The following is a 16,509-nucleotide window of genomic DNA, read 5'->3' as shown; positions in this document are numbered from 1 at the left end:
CGGGGTCTAGGAGAAGGTGAGGACGGCGCGGGCCACCCGGCCGCGGTGCACGTCGTCGGCGGCCTTGGTGAAGTCCTCGACCGGATAGGTCCGGGTGACGAGTTCGTCCAGCAGAAGGCGGCCTTCACGGTAGAGGCGCGCGTACAGGGCGATGTCGTGCTGCGGTCGCGACGATCCGTAGCGGCAGCCGAGGATCGACTTGTCGAGGTAGAGCGAGGAGACGAGGAAGGACGCCTCCGCGTGGGCGGGTGGCACGCCGAGGAGCACCGCCTGGCCGTGGCGGCCGAGGAGGTCGACGGCCTGCCGGACGAGGGCGGTGTCCCCGACGCACTCGAAGCTGTGGTCGGCGCCGTCGGGCAGGATCGCGCGGACGGCGGCCGGGGTGTCGGGGACGGTGCCGGCGTCGATGAAGTGAGTGGCTCCGAACAGCCGGGCCACCGGCGCCTTCGCGGGGTTCGCGTCGACGGCGACGACGGTCGTGGCCCCGGCGATCCGGGCGCCCTGGAGGACGTTGAGGCCGATACCGCCGGCCCCGATGACCACCACCGTCTCGCCGTGCCGGACACGCGCGCGGTTGAGGACCGCGCCCACGCCGGTCAGCACGCCGCAGCCGATGACGGCGGCCGAGGTCATGGGCATCTCGGCCGGGATCGGGACGGCTTGGACGGCCTTGACGACGGTGCGTTCGGCGAAGGCCGAGTTGGCCGCGAACTGGTGGAGCGGGGCGCCGCGCCGGGTGAAGGGGCGGCCGGGCCGGCCGATCGACGTGCGGCACATGGTCGGGCGGCCGCGGTCGCACTCGCCGCAGGTGCCGCAGTTGGCGAGGGTCGACAAGGCGACGTGGTCACCGGGGGCCACGTGCGTGACGCCCGGCCCGACCTCCTCGACCACCCCGGCTCCCTCGTGGCCGAGGACGGCGGGAAGGGGGTAGGGAATGGTGCCGTCGACGACCGAGAGATCGCTGTGGCAGAGCCCGGCGGCGGCGATCGCGACAAGGACCTCGCCGGGGCCGGGTGGGCGGACTTCCAGGTCGTCGACGACCTGCGGTCGCTCGCCGTCGAAGATGACGCCTCTCATGGCGGTTCCGCCTCTCATCCGGTCACGAACGGTCTCGTCCGCTCCCATGCGGTCATGTGGAGTTCCATGTGGTCCGGCGCGGCCGCCCGCGGAACGGTTTCGTCTCGGACGGGGCTCGGACGGGGCTCGGGCAGGGCTCAAGCGGGGCTCTGGAGGCGTGCGTTCCGGCTCAGGACGGCCAGACGAGCGACTGGAGCTCGCTGTAGGAGTGCAGGCCGAAGGAGCCGCCGTCGCGGCCGATACCGCTCTCCTTGAATCCGCCGAACGGTGTCTCCGGGTGCCGCTGGACGGTGTTGACGCCGACGTTCCCGCTGCGCAGACGGGCGGCGAAGGCCCAGGCACGGGCGGTGTCGGCGCTGAAGACGTAGTCGTGGAGGCCGTACGAGGTGCCGTTGGCGATCCGGACGGCTTCGTCCTCGTCGTCGAACGCGAGCGCGACGACGACGGGCCCGAACAACTCCTCGCGCGCGACGGTCATATCGGGGGTGGCACCGGTGATGAGCGTGGGGGCGACGTAGAAGCCGGGGGCGAGGTCGGGGCGGGTACCGCCGACGGCGATACGGGCGCCCTCGGCGCGGGCCCCGGCGATGTACGCCTCGACGCGGTCGCGCTGGGCGGCGGAGATCAACGGGCCGACGACCGTGGAGTTATCCACAGGGTCCCCGACCCTCAGCGTACGGGCGTAGTGTGTGAGGCCGGTGACGACCTCCTCGTACAGCGATCGATGGACGAGAACCCGGGTCGGCGCCGTGCAGATCTGTCCGCTGTGGAAGGACCAGACCGAACCGACCGCCCCGATCGCCGACTTGACCGCCTTCTCGTCGGCGTCCCCCAGGACGATGGCCGCGCCCTTGCCGCCCAGCTCCATCAGGGTGCGCTTCATCGACCTCCCCGCGGTCCCGGCGATCTGTTTTCCGACGGCGGTGGACCCGGTGAAGCTGATCATGTCGACGCCGGGGTGTTCCACGAGCGCTCGGCCCGCGTCGGGGCCCGAACCCGTGACGATGTTGAGCACGCCGTTCGGCAGGCCCGCCTCGCGCAGCAGCGGGCCGAGCGCGAGCACACAGAGGGGATCCTGCGGCGCCGGTTTGGCGACGACGGCGTTCCCCATGGCCAGGGCCGGGGCGACCTTGCCCGCGAGATTGACGATCGGGAAGTTGTAGGAGGTGATGCACCCGACGACGCCCACGGGGCGCCGGACCGCCGCGGCGCCGATGAGGCCGCCCGGGGCGATCGGGCTGCCCTGGACGGGGTGTGGTGCGAGCGGGATGACTGTCGGTTCGAGCGCGCCCTGCGCGTAGCGGCGGAAGCGGTCCGCCGCCACGGGCACCTGCATGGCCGAGGTGAGGCGAAGGGTCGCGCCTGTCTCGGCCTGAAGGAGGGACACGAGCTCGGTTTGATGTTCGGTGATCAGATCCGCCATCCGGTCCAGTACGGCCGCGCGCTCGCGTGGCGAGGTGCGGGACCAGCCGTCCTGAGCGGCCCGCGCGGCGGTCACGGCCAAGGCGACTTCGGCGGGAGTCGCCTCCGGGGCCTCCCCGACGACCTTCTCGGTCGCCGGATTGACAATTGGATAGTGCCCTTTCTCCGGCGCGTGCCAGGAGCCGTCGATCCAGTGTCCGTACGTGGTCATGGACGTGGCTCCTTGGGTATGCCGAGCACGCGCTCGGCGATGATGGTCCGCTGGATCTCGTCCGAACCGCCGTAGATGGTGTCGGCCCGGGAAAAGAGGAACTGACCCTGCAACGGGTCCAGTTCATAGGGCCGTTCGGCGCACCAGTCGTACGGGCCCAGGGTGGCGGCCGGGCCGCGGACCCGCATGGCCAGTTCGCCGAGACGCTGGTGCCAGCGGCCCCAGAGCAGCTTGGCGACGCTGGGCGCTCCGGGGTCCCCCGCCGCCCCGAGGGTCCGCAGGGCGTTCCAGCGCATGGTCCGCAGCTCGGCCCACAGCTGTACGAGCCGGTCGCGTGTGGCCGGATCCTCTGCGGCTCCCGTCTCCAGGGCCAGTTGGAGCACCCGGGACAGTTCGGCCGCGAAGCCGATCTGCCGGGCGAGGGTGGAGACGCCCCGTTCGCGCCCGAGGAGATCCATGGCGACCTTCCAGCCGTTGCCCTCGCCGCCGACGAGGTGCCCGGCCCGGGCTCGGGCGCCGTCGAGGAAGACCTCGTTGAAGTCGGCGGTCCCCGACATCTGGCGTATGGGCCGGACCTCGATCCGGCCGGGCTGGTCCATCGGCACGAGCAGGAGGGAGAGTCCGTGGTGCCGGTGGGAGCCCTTGGTGGTGCGGGCCAGCAGGAAGCACCAGTCGGCCTCGTGGGCGTACGAGGTCCAGATCTTCTGCCCGGTGATCCGGTAGCCGCCGCGTCCGTCCGGCACCGCGGCGGTCCGCAGGGAGGCGAGGTCGGAGCCGGCCCCGGGCTCGCTGTAGCCCTGGCACCAGAGCTCCTCGCCACGGGCGATGGCGGGAAGGAAGCGGATGCGCTGGGCCGCGTCGCCGTGGGCCAGGAGGGTGGGGGCGAGGAGTTGCTCGCCCATGTGACCGAGGCGGGCGGGGCCCCGGGCACGGGCGTATTCCTCGGCCCAGACGACCTGGCCGGTCAGGGTGGCGGTGCGGTTGCCGTAGGTGCCGTGGGCGGCGTCCCAGCCGAGGCCGATCCAGCCGTCGGCGCCGAGCCTGCGCTCCCATGCACGGGGGTCGGGGGCGGGGCCGGGGGCGAGGTGGCGGGTGAGCCAGTCGCGGGCCTCCTCCCGGAGGGACTCGTCCTCGGGCCCGAATGCGAAGTCCACGCGCTTCTCGCTCTCTGCCCGTCAGGCGTCGGGGCGTTCTCCGGACGGTTTCGACCCGTTCGGACGGGTCGCGGCCTGCGGGTGGGTGAGCAGAGGCATCGGATCGGTGCCGACGGTGCCGGGCAGGAGGTCGGCGATCCGTTCCGGGGTCCAGGCGCCGTCCGCGTAGGCGGCGCGGAGCTCGCGGGGCTGGGCCCAGACGGCGATCTTGGGGCCGGCGACGGTGTAGACCTGTCCGGTGACGCCGTCGTCGTGGGCGCGCTCGCTCAGGAGATAGACGACCAGCGGTGCGACGTCCTCGGGTTCGCCGATCTCGGTGAGCTCCGTGGGCACGTTGGCGGACATGCGCGTCCGGGCGACGGGGGCGACGCAGTTGGCGGTGACGCCGTACTTGGCGAGGCCCAGGGCCGCGCTGCGGACGAGGGAGATCACACCGCCCTTGGCGGCCGCGTAGTTGGCCTGGGAGACGCTGCCCTGGTGGCTTCCGCTGGTGAAGCCGATGAGGGTGCCGTGCTTCTGCTGCCGCATGACGGCGGACGCGGCCCGGAACACCGTGAAGGTGCCCTTGAGGTGGGTGGCGACGACCGGGTCCCATTCCTCCTCGGTCATATTGAAGAGCATGCGTTCCCGCAGGATGCCGGCGACGCACACGACGCCGTCGAGCCGCCCGTAGCGGGTAAGTGCCGTGTCGACGACGCGCCGGCCTCCGGCCATCGTCGAGATGTCGTCCGCGAGGGCCACGGCCGTGCCCCCGGCGGCCTCGATCTCCTCGGCCACCGCCGTGGCGATCTCACTCGTCGGCTCCCCGCCGCCGAGGGAGACGCCGTAGTCGTTGACGACGACCCGTGCGCCTTCCGCGGCGCAGGCGAGGGCCACCGCCCGTCCGATGCCACGGCCCGCCCCGGTGACGGCGACGACCTTGCCGGCCAAGAAGTTCCCCACGCGGCACCCCTCCCCACCATCTGACGGACCGTTAGATTTTTGAGCAGACTGGGCGTGGGCACAAGACCCGCACGACCTCCGATCCGGAAGGGATCACATGTCACTGCCGCCGGAATTCCATGAGATCGCCAAACGAGTAAACAACTGGGGCCGTTGGGGCGAGGAAGACGAGATCGGCACGCTCAACCTCATCACCGGGCCGGTCGTCCACGAGGCCGCCGCGACCGTACGGACCGGCCGCCGCGTTCCCCTGGCGGTGCCCTTACGGCAGGACGGGGTGCAGACCGGACTGATCCCCGGCAGAGTGAACCCCCTGCACACAATGATCGCGGTCAATCAGGAGATGTTCGGCCCGGACACGATCGCCACGAGCGACGACGCCGTGACGATGGGCCTCCAGGCGGGTACCCACTGGGACGCCCTGCCGCATGTGTCGCACGGCGGGCGGATCTACAACGGACGCCCGTCGGGCTCCGTCACCGTGCACGGCCGGGCCGGGCACAGCGGGATCCAGACGGTCCGGCACCTCGTCTCGCGCGGCGTGCTCCTCGACGTGGCCCGCGCCCGGGGCGTCGAGCGGCTCGACGCCGGGCACGTCGTGACCCCCGAGGATCTCGACGCGGCGGCGGAGCTGGCCGGGGTCACCGTCCGAGCCGGCGACATCGCGCTCGTCAGGACAGGTCAGATACAGCGGTATCTGGCGGGCGACAGAGAGGCGTACGGCTATCCGTCGCCCGGGCTGTCGATCCGCACCCCGGAGTGGTTCCACGCCCACGACGTCGCCGCGGTCGCCAACGACACGCTCACCTTCGAGATCGTCCCGCCCGAGCTCGACGGCCTCTGGCTCCCGGTGCACGCCCTCCACCTGGTCGAGATGGGGATGCTCCAGGGGCAGAACTGGGACCTGGAGGAGTTGTCGGCGGCCTGCGCCGAGGAAGGGCGGTACGCCTTCCTGCTGACCGCCACGCCCGAGCCCTTCGTGGGCGGCGTGGGATCCCCGGTCGCGCCGGTCGCGATCCTCTGACCGGAACACAACGGCCCCCAGGGGCCGGCCGACCCGCGACAGGACGGGCGGGCGGCGACGCGCCGATGCGCACCCCGAGCACGGCACCGCACGTCGCCGCCGGCTCCGGCGCTGTAGCCCTGTACGCGCCGGACCGCGACCCGCACTCGCCGAGGCAGCCCAGTACGAACGGGCCTCTCGACGTCCCCTCGCAACGAATCGCTGCGTCCAAGGGTGATCACGTGGACACTTCACGTCAACACCTGGTCTGGACTTTGTCGACTAAGCCCTATTTGTCACGGCGCGCGGAGGCTCGAAAGCGCCGACCCAGGAGGCGGCACCGCGATCGACCTCGCACCAGATGCGCTTGCCGTCACCCTCGGGCTGCCAGCCCCAGCGGTCGGCCAGGCCGTCTACCAGTTCCAGGCCCCGGCCACCGGTGTCATCACCCTCGGCGCGCCGTCGGCGGGGCGGGCGGGAGCTGATGTCGGCGACCTCGACCCGGACCGTGCCAGCGCAGCACCCCGCGGCACCCGAGGGTCCTCCCACATCCGGGAAGAGCATGCGCAGGACGGCCGGACAGCCGGTGTGCACCACCGCGTTGGTGACCAGCTCCGAGATGAGCAGGATCAGCGTCTCCGCCAGGGGCTCGTCGACACCTATCCCGGAACCCGCGAGGCGCGACCTCGCCCACTTGCGGGCCCGCCCCACCTCCGCGGGATCGGCCCGGACCTCCATCTGCATCTGAAGCACCTGCACCGCTCACACCATCCGAACCGGCGGACACAACGCCTCGCGTCTCCGAGGGGTCACGGAACGTGATCCCTTTCCAAGACAGCATGGTTGACGCTCAGTCACCTCAACAAGCGCTTCGGGCATATTCCGGCGCAAAGGAGTATGCGTACTGCATACTGTGCGACGCGCGCTGCGGAGACTCGAACATCGGGGGACCACGGGCCCCGTTCCGACACGAGTGCCAGACATTTTCCCGCCAGACGTCGCCACATGGACAACATCCGGCTCGCTGCGCCTCTGAACCACTCGCATCCAAGGGAGAGTACCGGAGGGCGGGGCCGACTCCGCCCAGTAACGAGTAACGCACAGGACACAGCCTGATATCGACGTCCTGTGATGGGTTATGTATGACATGCCCGGCATTTCACCCATGCCGATTACAGGGCGACATTGCCGCCGTCCAAACCTCCGGCCAAAACATCCGAGGAAGTTTCCGGGGGACCACTCATGAGCAGCCTGTTCGCCAGGAATTCCTCGCCTTCGGCAACCGATTGCCACTGACCGGCGTGAATCCAGGCGCGTTTGAGATGCAGATGGACATCGGCTTCCCAGGTGAAGCCCAGGCCCCCATACACTTGCAGACAGTCACGTGCGTTGCGGATAGCAGCACTGTCCGCAAGCAGCTTGGCGCCGGCGATCTCGGCCGGATCCGCGGTGATCGAGGCCGCGTAGACGCTCACGCGAGCGAGTTCCGCGCGTACGTGCATATCGGCGCAGAGGTGCTGGACGGCCTGGAAGGCTCCGACGGGGCGACCGAACTGGAAGCGCCGACGAGCGTGGGCGACAGCCGTCTCCACGGTGCGGCGGGCGCTGCCCAGTTGCTGCGCGGCGGTCAGCAAAGTCGCTTCCCCGTACAACCGACCGGCGTCGGCGGTCACTTCAAGTGAGCTTCCCCCCAAGGGCGGGGGGAGGTGCGGCACCCGGTGCAGGGGCGTCGCCGGGTCCACGGACCGGAGCGGGGCGGCGCCCAGGGCCTTCGGGCCCTCGCCCTCGCCGGGGGTCAGCACACGGGCGGTGGCGCCGTCGAGCAGCAGTACGGCGGCGGCCTGCGCGAGGTGGGCGACGGGGCCGGGGCGGTCCAGGGCCGTGACGAGCCGGTGGCCCTCGGCGGCGCCGGGCACCAGGCCGGCCGCGAGGTGGGTGGCGGCCAGCGGGCCGGGCAGCAGGGCCCGCCCCGTCTCCTCGAAGAGGAGCACGGCCTCCGGCAGTCCGAGGCCCGACCCGCCGTCGCTCTCGGGCAGCCGCAGGGCGAAGAGCCCGGCGTCCCCGAGCGCCCGCCACAGCTCGCGGACGGCCCCGGCGCCGTCCAGCGGGTCGCCGTCCACCAGGGAGCGCAGTCGCTCGCGGGGGAACCTCGCGGCGAGGAGCTCGCGCATCCCGGCCCGGAGCGCGCGCTGGTCGTCGGTCAGCCGGAAGTCCATGGTCACCGGGCCCTGGGAAGGCCGAGGACGCGCTCGGCGACGATGTTCCGCTGGATCTGCGAGGTCCCGGCGGCGATCGTGTAGGAGAGCGAGGAGAGGCGGCCCGCGGTCCATTCGTGGCCGCCGTCGAGGGAGTCGGGGCCGAGGACCTCGGCGGCCGCCTCGTAGAGCTCCTGGCGGGCCTGGGAATAGCGCAGCTTGAAGACGGAGCCCGCCACGCCCGGCACACCGCCACGGCCGCCGGAGGGGGCGTGCTCGGCCTCGCTCACGTTCCACTGGGTCAGCCGCCACAGCGCCGAGAACTCGGCGTGCAGCGACCCGAGGCGGCGGCGCAGGACGGCGTCGTCCCAGCGGCCGTTCTCCCGGGCCGCGCGGGCGAGCCGGGCCAGGGTGCGGCGGCAGGCGACGACCTCGCCGACGAAGGCCGTCCCGCGCTCGAAGGACAGGGTGACCATGGTGACCCGCCAGCCGTCGTTCTCGGCGCCGAGCCGGTGGGTGACGGGCACCCGCACGGCGTCGAGGAAGACCTCGGCGAACTCCGTGGAGCCCGCGAGGGTCCGCAGCGGGCGCACGGTGACGCCGGGGGCGTCCATGGGCAGGGCGAGCCAGGAGAGACCCCGGTGGCGGGGGGCCGTGGGGTCCGTGCGGACGAGCAGCTCGCACCAGTCGGCGACCTCGGCGTGCGAGGTCCACAGCTTGCTGCCGTCGACGACGTAGCAGTCGCCGTCCCGGACGGCCCGGGTGCGGAGGGCGGCGAGGTCGGAGCCGGCCTCGGGTTCGGAGAAACCCTGGCACCAGACCTCCTCGCCGCGCAGGATCGGCGGCAGCCAGCGGGCCCGCTGCCCGTCGGTGCCCTCGGCCGCGATGGTGGGGCCGGCGTGCAGCAGGCCGACGAAGTTGGCGCCGACGTAGGGCGCGCCCGCCCGCTCGGTCTCCTCCAGGAAGATCAGGTGCTGGGTGGGGGTGGCGCCCCGGCCGCCGGCGTCGGCCGGCCAGTGCAGTCCGGCGTATCCGGCGTCGTGGAGGGCGCGCTGCCAGGCGCAGTCGTAGGCCCGCCGGCCGGGCCAGTCCGTGGCGGCCGGCTCGGGCGGCAGCGTAGGCAGCTTCCCCCTCAGCCACGCGCGGAGCCGGTGCCGGAATTCCTGCTCCTCGGGGGTCTCGTAAAGGTCCATGGGATCAGCCGCCCGCCCGGTCGAGGTCCAGGCCGAGCATGCGGATCGCGTTGCCCCGTACGAGTTTGTGGACGGTCTCGTCGTCGAGGCCCCGCATATGGTCGAGTGCCACTTCCCGGGTGTGCGGGAAGGTCGAGTCGACATGGGGATAGTCGGTCTCGAAGGTGGCGTTGTCGCGACCCACGACGTCCAGCGAGGCGATCCCGTGTCTGTCGCGGAAGAAGCAGCAGAAGATCTGCCGGTAGTAGTAGACGGAGGGAGGTTCGGGGATCAGATCACGTACTCCGCCCCAGGCGCGGTGTTCCCGCCATACGTCGTCGGCGCGTTCGAGCGCGTAGGGAATCCAGCCCATCTGCCCTTCGCTGTAGGCGAGCTTGAGACGGGGGAAGCGCACGAGGACGCCGCTGAAAAGGAAATCCGCCATCGAGGCCATGGCGTTGTTGAAGGACAGTGTCGCCTGTACGGCCACGGGGGCGTCCGGGGACGCCGCCGGCATCTGCGAGGACGAGCCGATGTGCATGTTGACGACGGTGGCCGTCTCCTGGCAGGCCGCGAAGAAGGGGTCCCAGTAGCCGGAGTGGATGCTGGGCAGGCCCAGGTGGGTGGGGATCTCGCTGAAGGTCACGGCCCGGACGCCGCGGGCGGCGTTGCGCCGGATCTCGGCGACGGCGAGAGCGACGTCCCACAGGGGGATGAGGCAGAGGGGGATCAGCCGGCCGCCGCTGTCACCGCACCACTCCTCGACCATCCAGTCGTTGTACGCGCGCACGCAGGCGAGCGCGACGTCCTTGTCGCGCGCCTCCGCGAAGGTCTGACCGCAGAAGCGGGGGAAGGTGGGGAAGCAGAGCGACGCCTCCACGTGGTTGAGGTCCATGTCCTTCAGCCGTTCCACGGGGTCCCAGCAGCCGGGCCGCATCTCGGCGCGGGTGATGCCCTCCAGGGTCATCTCGTCGCGGTCGAAGCCGACGGCGGCGATGTTGCGCTTGTACGGGAAGGCGAGGTCCTCGTAGACCCACCAGTCGGCGGGCGGACCGTCGGGGTCCATGGTGGTGACGTACTTCCCTCCGGTGTAGCGGAGTTCGCCGATTCCGGTGGTCAGCGCGCGGGGGCCGCGGTCGCGGTACCGGGCGGGCAGCCAGGTGGCGAAGAGGTGGGCCGGCTCGATCACATGGTCGTCGACGCTGACGATGCGCGGCAGTTCCATGGCACCCCTCCCAAATATATGACGACACGTCAGATTCGAGGCTAGCCCCGGCACCCTGGACCGACAAGGCGCGGCGCCCTACGCTTCCCGCTCACCCTGACACCCAGTCAGGTCAAGTCGGGAGCCCCCATGACCGGTACCGCCGCCGACCTCGCCGCCTCCCGGACCCTGTGGGAGCTGCTCGACCGCCGCGCCGCCCGCACCCCCGACGCCCTCGCGCTCGTCCAGGCCGACGACCCCGGGCCCGGCGGCACCGACCGGAGCCTGACCTTCGGCGCCCTGCGGGACCGCGCCGAGCGGGTCGCGGCGGGCCTGCACGGCCTCGGGGTACGGCCCGGCGGCCGGGTCGCCTGGCAGCTGCCCACCCGCCTCGAAACGGTCGTCCTGTCCTTCGCGCTGGCCCGGCTCGGCGCCGTGCAGACACCGCTCATCCCCTACTACCGCGACCGGGAGGCCGGCCACGCGCTCCGCGCCACCGGGGCCGGGTTCTTCGCCGTGCCCGGGGTGTGGCGGGGCTTCGACCACACGGCGATGGGCTTCCGGCTCGCCCTGTCCCTCCCGTCCCCACCCCTGGTGTTCACCGCCTACGACACCCTCCCGGAGGGCGACCCCGCGGTCCTTCCGGAGCCGCCCGCCGAGGGCACCTCCGTGCGCTGGGTCTACTGGACCTCCGGCACCACCTCGGACCCCAAGGGCACCCTCCACACCGACCGCGGGCTCATCGCCGCCGGCACCTGCCTCGCCCGCGCCCTGCGCCTCACCCCGGACGACGTCGGCTCCATGGCCTTCCCCTACGCGCACGTCGCCGGGCCCGACTACACCGTGATGCTGCTGCTGTGCGGCTTCCCCGCCGTGCTCATGGAGCACTTCGCACTCCCCGGTTCCCTCGGCGCCTTCCGCCGCCACGGGGTGACCGTCGCGGGCGGCTCCACCGCCTTCTACGCGATGTTCCTCGCCGAACAGCGCAAGGACCCCGGCCGGCCGCTGCTCCCGGCCCTGCGGCTGCTGGCGGGCGGCGGCGCGCCCAAGCCGCCCGAGCTGTACCACCAGGTCGTCCGGGAACTGGGCTGCCGGCTCGTCCACGGCTACGGGATGACCGAGGCCCCGATGATCACCATGGGCGACCCGGACGACACCGACGAGCACCTGGCGGGGACCGAGGGACGGCCGCCGGAGGGGATGGAGATCCGGGTGGTCGACGAGGCCGGTCTGCCCGTGGCGGCCGGGACGGACGGGCACGTCCGGCTGCGCGGCGAAGCGGTCTGCCGGGGCTACCTCGACCCGGAGCAGCACACCGGGGCCTTCGACCCCGAGGGCTTCCTGATCACCGGGGACCTCGGCCATCTGACGGCCGACGGGCATCTCGTCCTCACCGGGCGCACGAAGGACGTCATCATCCGCAAGGGCGAGAACATCTCCGCCCAGGAGGTGGAACGACTCCTCCACGGACATCCCGGCGTGGCCGACGTCGCCGTCATCGGCCTCCCCGACGAGGTACGCGGCGAGCGGGTCTGCGCGGTCGTCCAGCAGCCCGCCGGGGTCCCACCGCTCACCCTTACGGACGTCGCCGCCTTCCTCCGGGACGCGGGGCTGTCCGTGCACAAGGTTCCCGAGCAGCTGGAGCTCGTCGACGCGCTGCCCCGTAACGAGACGCTCCGTAAGGTCCTCAAATACAAGCTGCGGGAGCGCTACGGGCCCGGGGCGGGCTGAGTCAGCGGACCCGGTAGGTGGCGGTGGCCTGGTCGAAATAGCCGTCCACCGCGCGCTGTTCGTTCTTCGGGCCGACGACCTGGAGCACGTGGTAGGCGCCCTTCAGGAGCATCGCGGAATTGCGTACGTAGACCTCGCGGCCGCCGCCCTCGTTCCAGTTGAAGGCGCCCTCCGCGGACGCCATGCGGCCGACGCCGACGCTGCGCAGACCGGAGGCGCCCGACCAGGAGGAGGCGCGGTACGCCTCCAGTTCGGGCTCCCGGTTCTGCTGGTAGGCCATCGGGTCGGTGCCGAACTCCGAGGCCCGGTCCCGGCCGGGCACGACGATCAGCTGGAAGTCGCCGCCGGTGTACACGACCTGGCCGCGGTCGTTCTCCCCGCGACGCTGCCAGTCCCTGGCGACGGCCAGGGTGAATCCCTTGGGGTCCTGGCGGAGGGCGAACCCCTTCGCCACCCCGTCGGCCTCGGCCGAGGGCACCTCGGCCGGTCCGGCGGGCGAGGGACGGCCCGCCTCCCCCGTCGTGGCGGGGGCACGGGGCGCCGCGCCCATCACCCCGGCCGGGCGGGTGTCCTCGACGGCCCCGGCACCGGCCTTCTCGTCCGCGCCCGGCATGAACAGCAGGGCGTAGAGCACCGCGCCGATCAGGAGGAGCAGGATCATCCCGAGCATCAGCCGGCCCAGGCCGCGGGGGCCTCTCCGGGTGCGGACGTGCTGCTCCTGGAGGTGCCCTGTCGTATGGGCCCGGGCGCGCGGCTGCACCTGGTCCTTGGCGGACCTCTTGTGCCGGCCGTGCGCGGAGGCCGCCCCGGAGGGCTCCGCGGGAGCGGCCGCGCGGGGCCGTCTGCGGCGCACCAGTTCGCCCTTACGGCGGACGACGGGCAGCCGGTGCTGGTCGGCGGGCACGCTCGGCCCGATCGAGGGCACGGTGACGGTGCGGCTGCCGATCTCCGGTTCCGGAGCCGACCGGATCAGGGACCGCAGCCAGCCCCGGAGCTCCTCGAACTCGGGGCGCTCGGCGGGGTCCTTGCGCATCAGCGATTCGACGACGGGCCGCAGCGCACCGCACTCCTCGGCGTACGCGGGCGGCTCGGCGCACACGACCTGGACGAGCTCGGCGACGCTCTCCTCCGGGTACGGGGCGTGGCCCTGCACCACGCGGAAGAGCAGGGCGCCCAGGGCCCAGAGGTCGGCGGCGGGACCGACGGGGGGCGCCAGCTGCCAGCTCTCCCGCACCGGCCATGCCTGTTCCGGCGCCCACCGCTCGGTGACGGCCCCGACGACGGCCATGCGCGCCTGCCGGGCCCGCTCGGCGGCGAGCCCGCCCGCGGGCTGACCGTCGCCGCCCCAGCGGGCGGACGGGACGGGCGCCTGTCCCTGCCCGGACCGCTCGGCCGCCGCGCCCTGGCCGGACGGACCTGATGTGCCGCTCCGCCCGGGCGGACCCGCCTGACCGGACGGACCCGCCTGACCGGCAGATCCGGACGGGGCCGCCGGGGCGGGGACGTCGACGGAGACATGGCCGGTGGGCGGGACGGCGGGCGTGCCGCCCTGCGGGGCCGGGGCGGCGCCAAGGCCCGTGGGGGTCCCCGGCCTCGGGGCCGGCCGGGGGTCGGGGGCGGTGGGCGCGGGACGGCGGGGGCATCGTCCAGGGCGAGGGCGTGGGAGCGGTGCCGCTGGAGGCGCTGCCACCGCCCCAGGTGGACGCTCCCGTGGACGTGGTCGGGGAGCCCTCCACGGCCGCTCGTGCGGCGGCGCGGGCCCCCGCGCGATACGCGGCGATGGCGCCGGCCCTCGCGGCGCGCGGGTCCTGTGTGCCGTCCCCCCCGTCGGCCCCCGAGCGGGGCGGCCGGTTTCCGGACGGCGCACCGGGCGCGGGCGGGAATCCACCGGCGGCGCCCTGGTCCCGGTAGGCGGGCGCGCCCGGTGTCCCTCCCGGCCGGCCCGGCGCGGCCCCGGGCCTTCCGGTCGGGGCCTGGCCGGGGACGGCCCGGCCGGGGGCGCCCTGCGCCGTACCCGTCCTCGGCGGCACGGGACCGGACGCCGGCCGTCCGGCGCCGCCCGCGGCGGAGCGCCCGCGCCCGCGGCCCGGGAACCCGGCCCCGGACGGCTTGCCGGCACCACCGGGCCCCGGCCCGGCGGCGGTACGCGCGCCCGGGCCGGACGTACCCGCCCCGGGCGAGCCCGGCCCCGGTGTGCCCGGCCCCGGCGCCGTGCCCGACGTCGAGGGCATGCCTTCCGGTACGGGGTCGTAGCCGCAGAGCGCCTCCTCGGCGGCGCCGGCCGCCAGGCCGGTCAGTATGGCGCGGCCGTCGTCACAGATGAGAACCGTGCGGGTGGTGATGTTCCGATGGGTCCAGCCATGGGCGTGCAGCGCCCTGAGCGCGGTGAGGACGTCGGCGGCGACCTCGGCGGCGCGGTGCGGCGAGAGGGTCCGCTCCGCGAGCAGCGCGGCGAGCGGACGCGCGGAGACCAGCTCGCTGACGATCCATAGGCTGCCCGCCTCGGCGAAGACGTGGAAGACCTGGTCGAGCCGAGGGTGGTCGGGGATCCGCGCCGCCGCCGTCGCGGCGGCCAGCGCGCGGCGCACGGCCGGATCGGCGGCCCCCTGCCCGGCGCGGCCCGGGACCCCGGCACCGGCCGTCGCGCGGGCCCCGGCGACCCCGGCACCCGTAGCACCCGCAGCGCCCGCAGCGCCTTCAAGGCCGACGACCTCCGCCTCGACGACCTCGGGCAGCGGCACCTGCCGGACGATGACCTCCTGCCCGCTGTAGATGTCGAACGCCCGTGTCTCTACGAGCTCGAAGACATCGGACGGCGGCAGCGGAAGGCGATAGCGGTCGGCGAGCACCCGTCCCGCGTAGTCGTCCACGACGCCTCCCCAAGCGCGCGATCCACCCCATCGCCCGAACACCCGTCAGCACCGGTCTCCGCCTCGCCGCACACCTATGGCACTGAGGGCGGCTCTTGTTGCGACGCTTCTCCCGGCTGCGCACGGTCCACGACAACTCACGATACGTGGCGAACCCACCCCTACGGGCCCGTACGGCTCAGTACGTCGCGGCTCAGTCTCCGCCGCCCAGCGCGAACGCCAGGATGACGGCCACGACGATCAGCAGCACGACGAGCGCCGCGATCACCTTCGTGCGGCGCGGCACGACCTCCATGACCGAGGCCCGCTCCCACGTCACCCGGTGGATGCCGGCACCGGGCGCGCCGGGCCGGGCGGCCGTCTCGCCGCGGGCGGGCCCGTGGGACGCGTGCGCGGCGGCCGACAGGCCGGCGCCCTGTGCGGGCTTCGCCGACGACGGCCCCGACGCGGCGCCGGAACCGGCCGCGTTCTTCGCCGCGGGCTTCGAGGAGTGCGCGGCGGCGGCCGGTCTCCCGGGGCCCGCCGAGGGCTTCCCGGGCGCCGGACGCTCCGGGATCACCGGCACCGCGATGGCCTGCGTCGCGTCCAGGTCCGGGGCGGGCGGCTTCGGCAGGCGCTCGTCGGGGGCGTTGACCGCGCCGTTCAGCAGGGCGCGCGCGCCCGCCTCGTCCAGCCGCTTCTCGGGGTCCTTCGCCAGCAGCCCGTACATGACCTCCGCCAGCGGCCCCGCGTTCTTCGGCGGGCCCAGCGGCTCCGTCATCACGGCCGTGAGGGTCGCTATGGCCGACCCCTTGTCGTACGGAGGGGCGCCCTCGACGGCCGCGTAGAGCAGACCGCCCAGCGACCACAGGTCCGCCGGGGGGCCGGGCTTGTGACCGCGCGCCCGCTCCGGGGATATGTACGAGGGGGCGCCCACCAGCATGCCGGTCGAGGTGACCGAGGGGTCGCCCTCCACCTGCGCGATGCCGAAGTCGGTGAGGACGACCCGGCCGTCCTCGGCGATGAGCACGTTGGACGGCTTCACATCGCGGTGCAGGATGCCCTGACGGTGCGCCGCGCCCAGCACGTCGAGCACTTCCAGCCCGACCTGGGCGGCCCGCCGCCACTTGAGCGGACCGTCCTCGCGGATGACGTCGGCGAGCGAGCGGCCCTCGATGAGCTCCATGACGATCCACGGCCGGTCGTCCTCGTGCACCACGTCGTAGACGGTCACGGCGCCGGCGCTGCGGATCCGGGCGATGGCCTTCGCCTCGCGCAGCGTCCGGGTGATGAGACGACGCTTCTCGTCCTCGTCGATGTTGGCCGGGAATCGCAGTTCCTTCACCGCGACCGTGCGGCCCAGGGTCTCGTCGGTCGCCCGCCAGACCGTGCCCATGCCGCCCCGGCCGAGGACGTCCCCGAGGCGGTACCGCCCGGCCAGGAGGCGCCCTGCCGTGCCCTGCGTCTGCTCCGCCTCCGACATGCGTCCCCTCTGGCAATCAGCTCTGCGACCAACCCACCCTGGCAGAGCCACCATTGTCTCTCATCC

The 16,509-nt window shown here is 73.2% G+C and carries 10 protein-coding genes and 2 pseudogenes; 2 read left to right on the top strand and 10 right to left on the bottom strand.

The genetic code is table 11. From position 1 onward, the window contains the following. Nucleotides 1–6: 6 nt before the first annotated feature. The 4 genes from AF335_RS23170 to AF335_RS23155 form a co-directional block, all read right to left on the bottom strand. The gene (locus AF335_RS23170; protein ID WP_102920357.1) at nt 7–1,077 is read right to left on the bottom strand and encodes a Zn-dependent alcohol dehydrogenase; all 1,071 of its coding nucleotides are present in this window, start codon (nt 1,075–1,077) and stop codon (nt 7–9) included. Nucleotides 1,078–1,246: 169 nt separating this feature from the next. Further along, nucleotides 1,247–2,710 carry an aldehyde dehydrogenase family protein gene (locus tag AF335_RS23165; protein WP_102920356.1) on the bottom strand — a complete coding sequence of 488 codons (1,464 nt, stop codon included), beginning with the start codon at nt 2,708–2,710 and terminating at the stop codon, nt 1,247–1,249. Next, nucleotides 2,707–3,864 carry an acyl-CoA dehydrogenase family protein gene (locus tag AF335_RS23160; protein WP_102920355.1) on the bottom strand — a complete coding sequence of 386 codons (1,158 nt, stop codon included), beginning with the start codon at nt 3,862–3,864 and terminating at the stop codon, nt 2,707–2,709. Before AF335_RS23160 ends, AF335_RS23165 begins: the two co-directional genes overlap by 4 nt. 21 nt (nt 3,865–3,885) lie before the next feature. Continuing rightward, a complete protein-coding gene (locus AF335_RS23155; protein ID WP_102920354.1) occupies nt 3,886–4,806 on the bottom strand; it encodes an SDR family NAD(P)-dependent oxidoreductase in 921 nt (306 codons plus the stop codon). Nucleotides 4,807–4,903: 97 nt separating this feature from the next. Here AF335_RS23155 and AF335_RS23150 point away from each other — a divergent pair, with 97 nt between their 5' ends. Next, nucleotides 4,904–5,830: a cyclase family protein gene (locus AF335_RS23150; RefSeq protein ID WP_102920353.1), complete on the top strand. Its 927-nt coding sequence runs from the start codon at nt 4,904–4,906 to the stop codon at nt 5,828–5,830. Between the two features lie 261 nt (nt 5,831–6,091). On the opposite strand, the gene AF335_RS23145 is transcribed toward AF335_RS23150, so the two are convergent. The 4 genes from AF335_RS23145 to AF335_RS23130 all read right to left on the bottom strand — a co-directional run bounded on the left by AF335_RS23145 (nt 6,092) and on the right by AF335_RS23130 (nt 10,401). Then, entirely contained in the window at nt 6,092–6,568 is a 477-nt protein-coding gene (locus tag AF335_RS23145; protein WP_184743797.1) for an ATP-binding protein, read from the bottom strand. A 413-nt stretch (nt 6,569–6,981) separates the two neighbouring features. Continuing rightward, nucleotides 6,982–8,025, bottom strand: a complete 1,044-nt coding sequence (locus AF335_RS23140; protein ID WP_102920352.1) for an acyl-CoA dehydrogenase family protein — start codon at nt 8,023–8,025, stop codon at nt 6,982–6,984. Nucleotides 8,026–8,027: 2 nt separating this feature from the next. Further along, on the bottom strand, nt 8,028–9,197 hold the full coding sequence (locus tag AF335_RS23135; RefSeq protein ID WP_102920351.1) for an acyl-CoA dehydrogenase: 1,170 nt from the start codon (nt 9,195–9,197) through the stop codon (nt 8,028–8,030). A 4-nt stretch (nt 9,198–9,201) separates the two neighbouring features. Beyond that, nucleotides 9,202–10,401 (bottom strand): amidohydrolase family protein, encoded by a 1,200-nt coding sequence (locus tag AF335_RS23130; RefSeq protein WP_102920350.1) that lies wholly within the window; start codon nt 10,399–10,401, stop codon nt 9,202–9,204. A 129-nt stretch (nt 10,402–10,530) separates the two neighbouring features. Between AF335_RS23130 and AF335_RS23125 the strand changes: the two genes are divergently transcribed. Next, nucleotides 10,531–12,111 (top strand): class I adenylate-forming enzyme family protein, encoded by a 1,581-nt coding sequence (locus AF335_RS23125; protein ID WP_102920349.1) that lies wholly within the window; start codon nt 10,531–10,533, stop codon nt 12,109–12,111. Nucleotide 12,112: 1 nt separating this feature from the next. On the opposite strand, the pseudogene AF335_RS36820 reads toward AF335_RS23125, so the two are convergent. Beyond that, nucleotides 12,113–14,981 (bottom strand): annotated as a pseudogene (locus AF335_RS36820) (protein kinase). A 196-nt stretch (nt 14,982–15,177) separates the two neighbouring features. Beyond that, nucleotides 15,178–16,443: pseudogene (locus AF335_RS23115) on the bottom strand (serine/threonine-protein kinase); the annotation flags it as partial. Nucleotides 16,444–16,509: the final 66 nt, after the last annotated feature.

It is taken from the genome of Streptomyces eurocidicus, from assembly GCF_002891295.1.
GTDB classification, from domain to species: Bacteria; Actinomycetota; Actinomycetes; order Streptomycetales; family Streptomycetaceae; genus Streptomyces; species Streptomyces eurocidicus.
This window is presented reverse-complemented; position numbering and strand designations above follow the sequence as displayed.

What these genes read in the sequence shown, in the direction of transcription:
- AF335_RS23170 (WP_102920357.1), bottom strand. Translation starts at nt 1,077, where the DNA reads ATGAGAGGCGTCATCTTCGACGGCGAGCGACCGCAGGTCGTCGACGAC.
- AF335_RS23165 (WP_102920356.1), bottom strand. Translation starts at nt 2,710, where the DNA reads ATGACCACGTACGGACACTGGATCGACGGCTCCTGGCACGCGCCGGAG.
- AF335_RS23150 (WP_102920353.1), top strand. Translation starts at nt 4,904, where the DNA reads ATGTCACTGCCGCCGGAATTCCATGAGATCGCCAAACGAGTAAACAAC.
- AF335_RS23140 (WP_102920352.1), bottom strand. Translation starts at nt 8,025, where the DNA reads ATGGACTTCCGGCTGACCGACGACCAGCGCGCGCTCCGGGCCGGGATG.
- AF335_RS23135 (WP_102920351.1), bottom strand. Translation starts at nt 9,197, where the DNA reads ATGGACCTTTACGAGACCCCCGAGGAGCAGGAATTCCGGCACCGGCTC.
- AF335_RS23130 (WP_102920350.1), bottom strand. Translation starts at nt 10,401, where the DNA reads ATGGAACTGCCGCGCATCGTCAGCGTCGACGACCATGTGATCGAGCCG.
- AF335_RS23125 (WP_102920349.1), top strand. Translation starts at nt 10,531, where the DNA reads ATGACCGGTACCGCCGCCGACCTCGCCGCCTCCCGGACCCTGTGGGAG.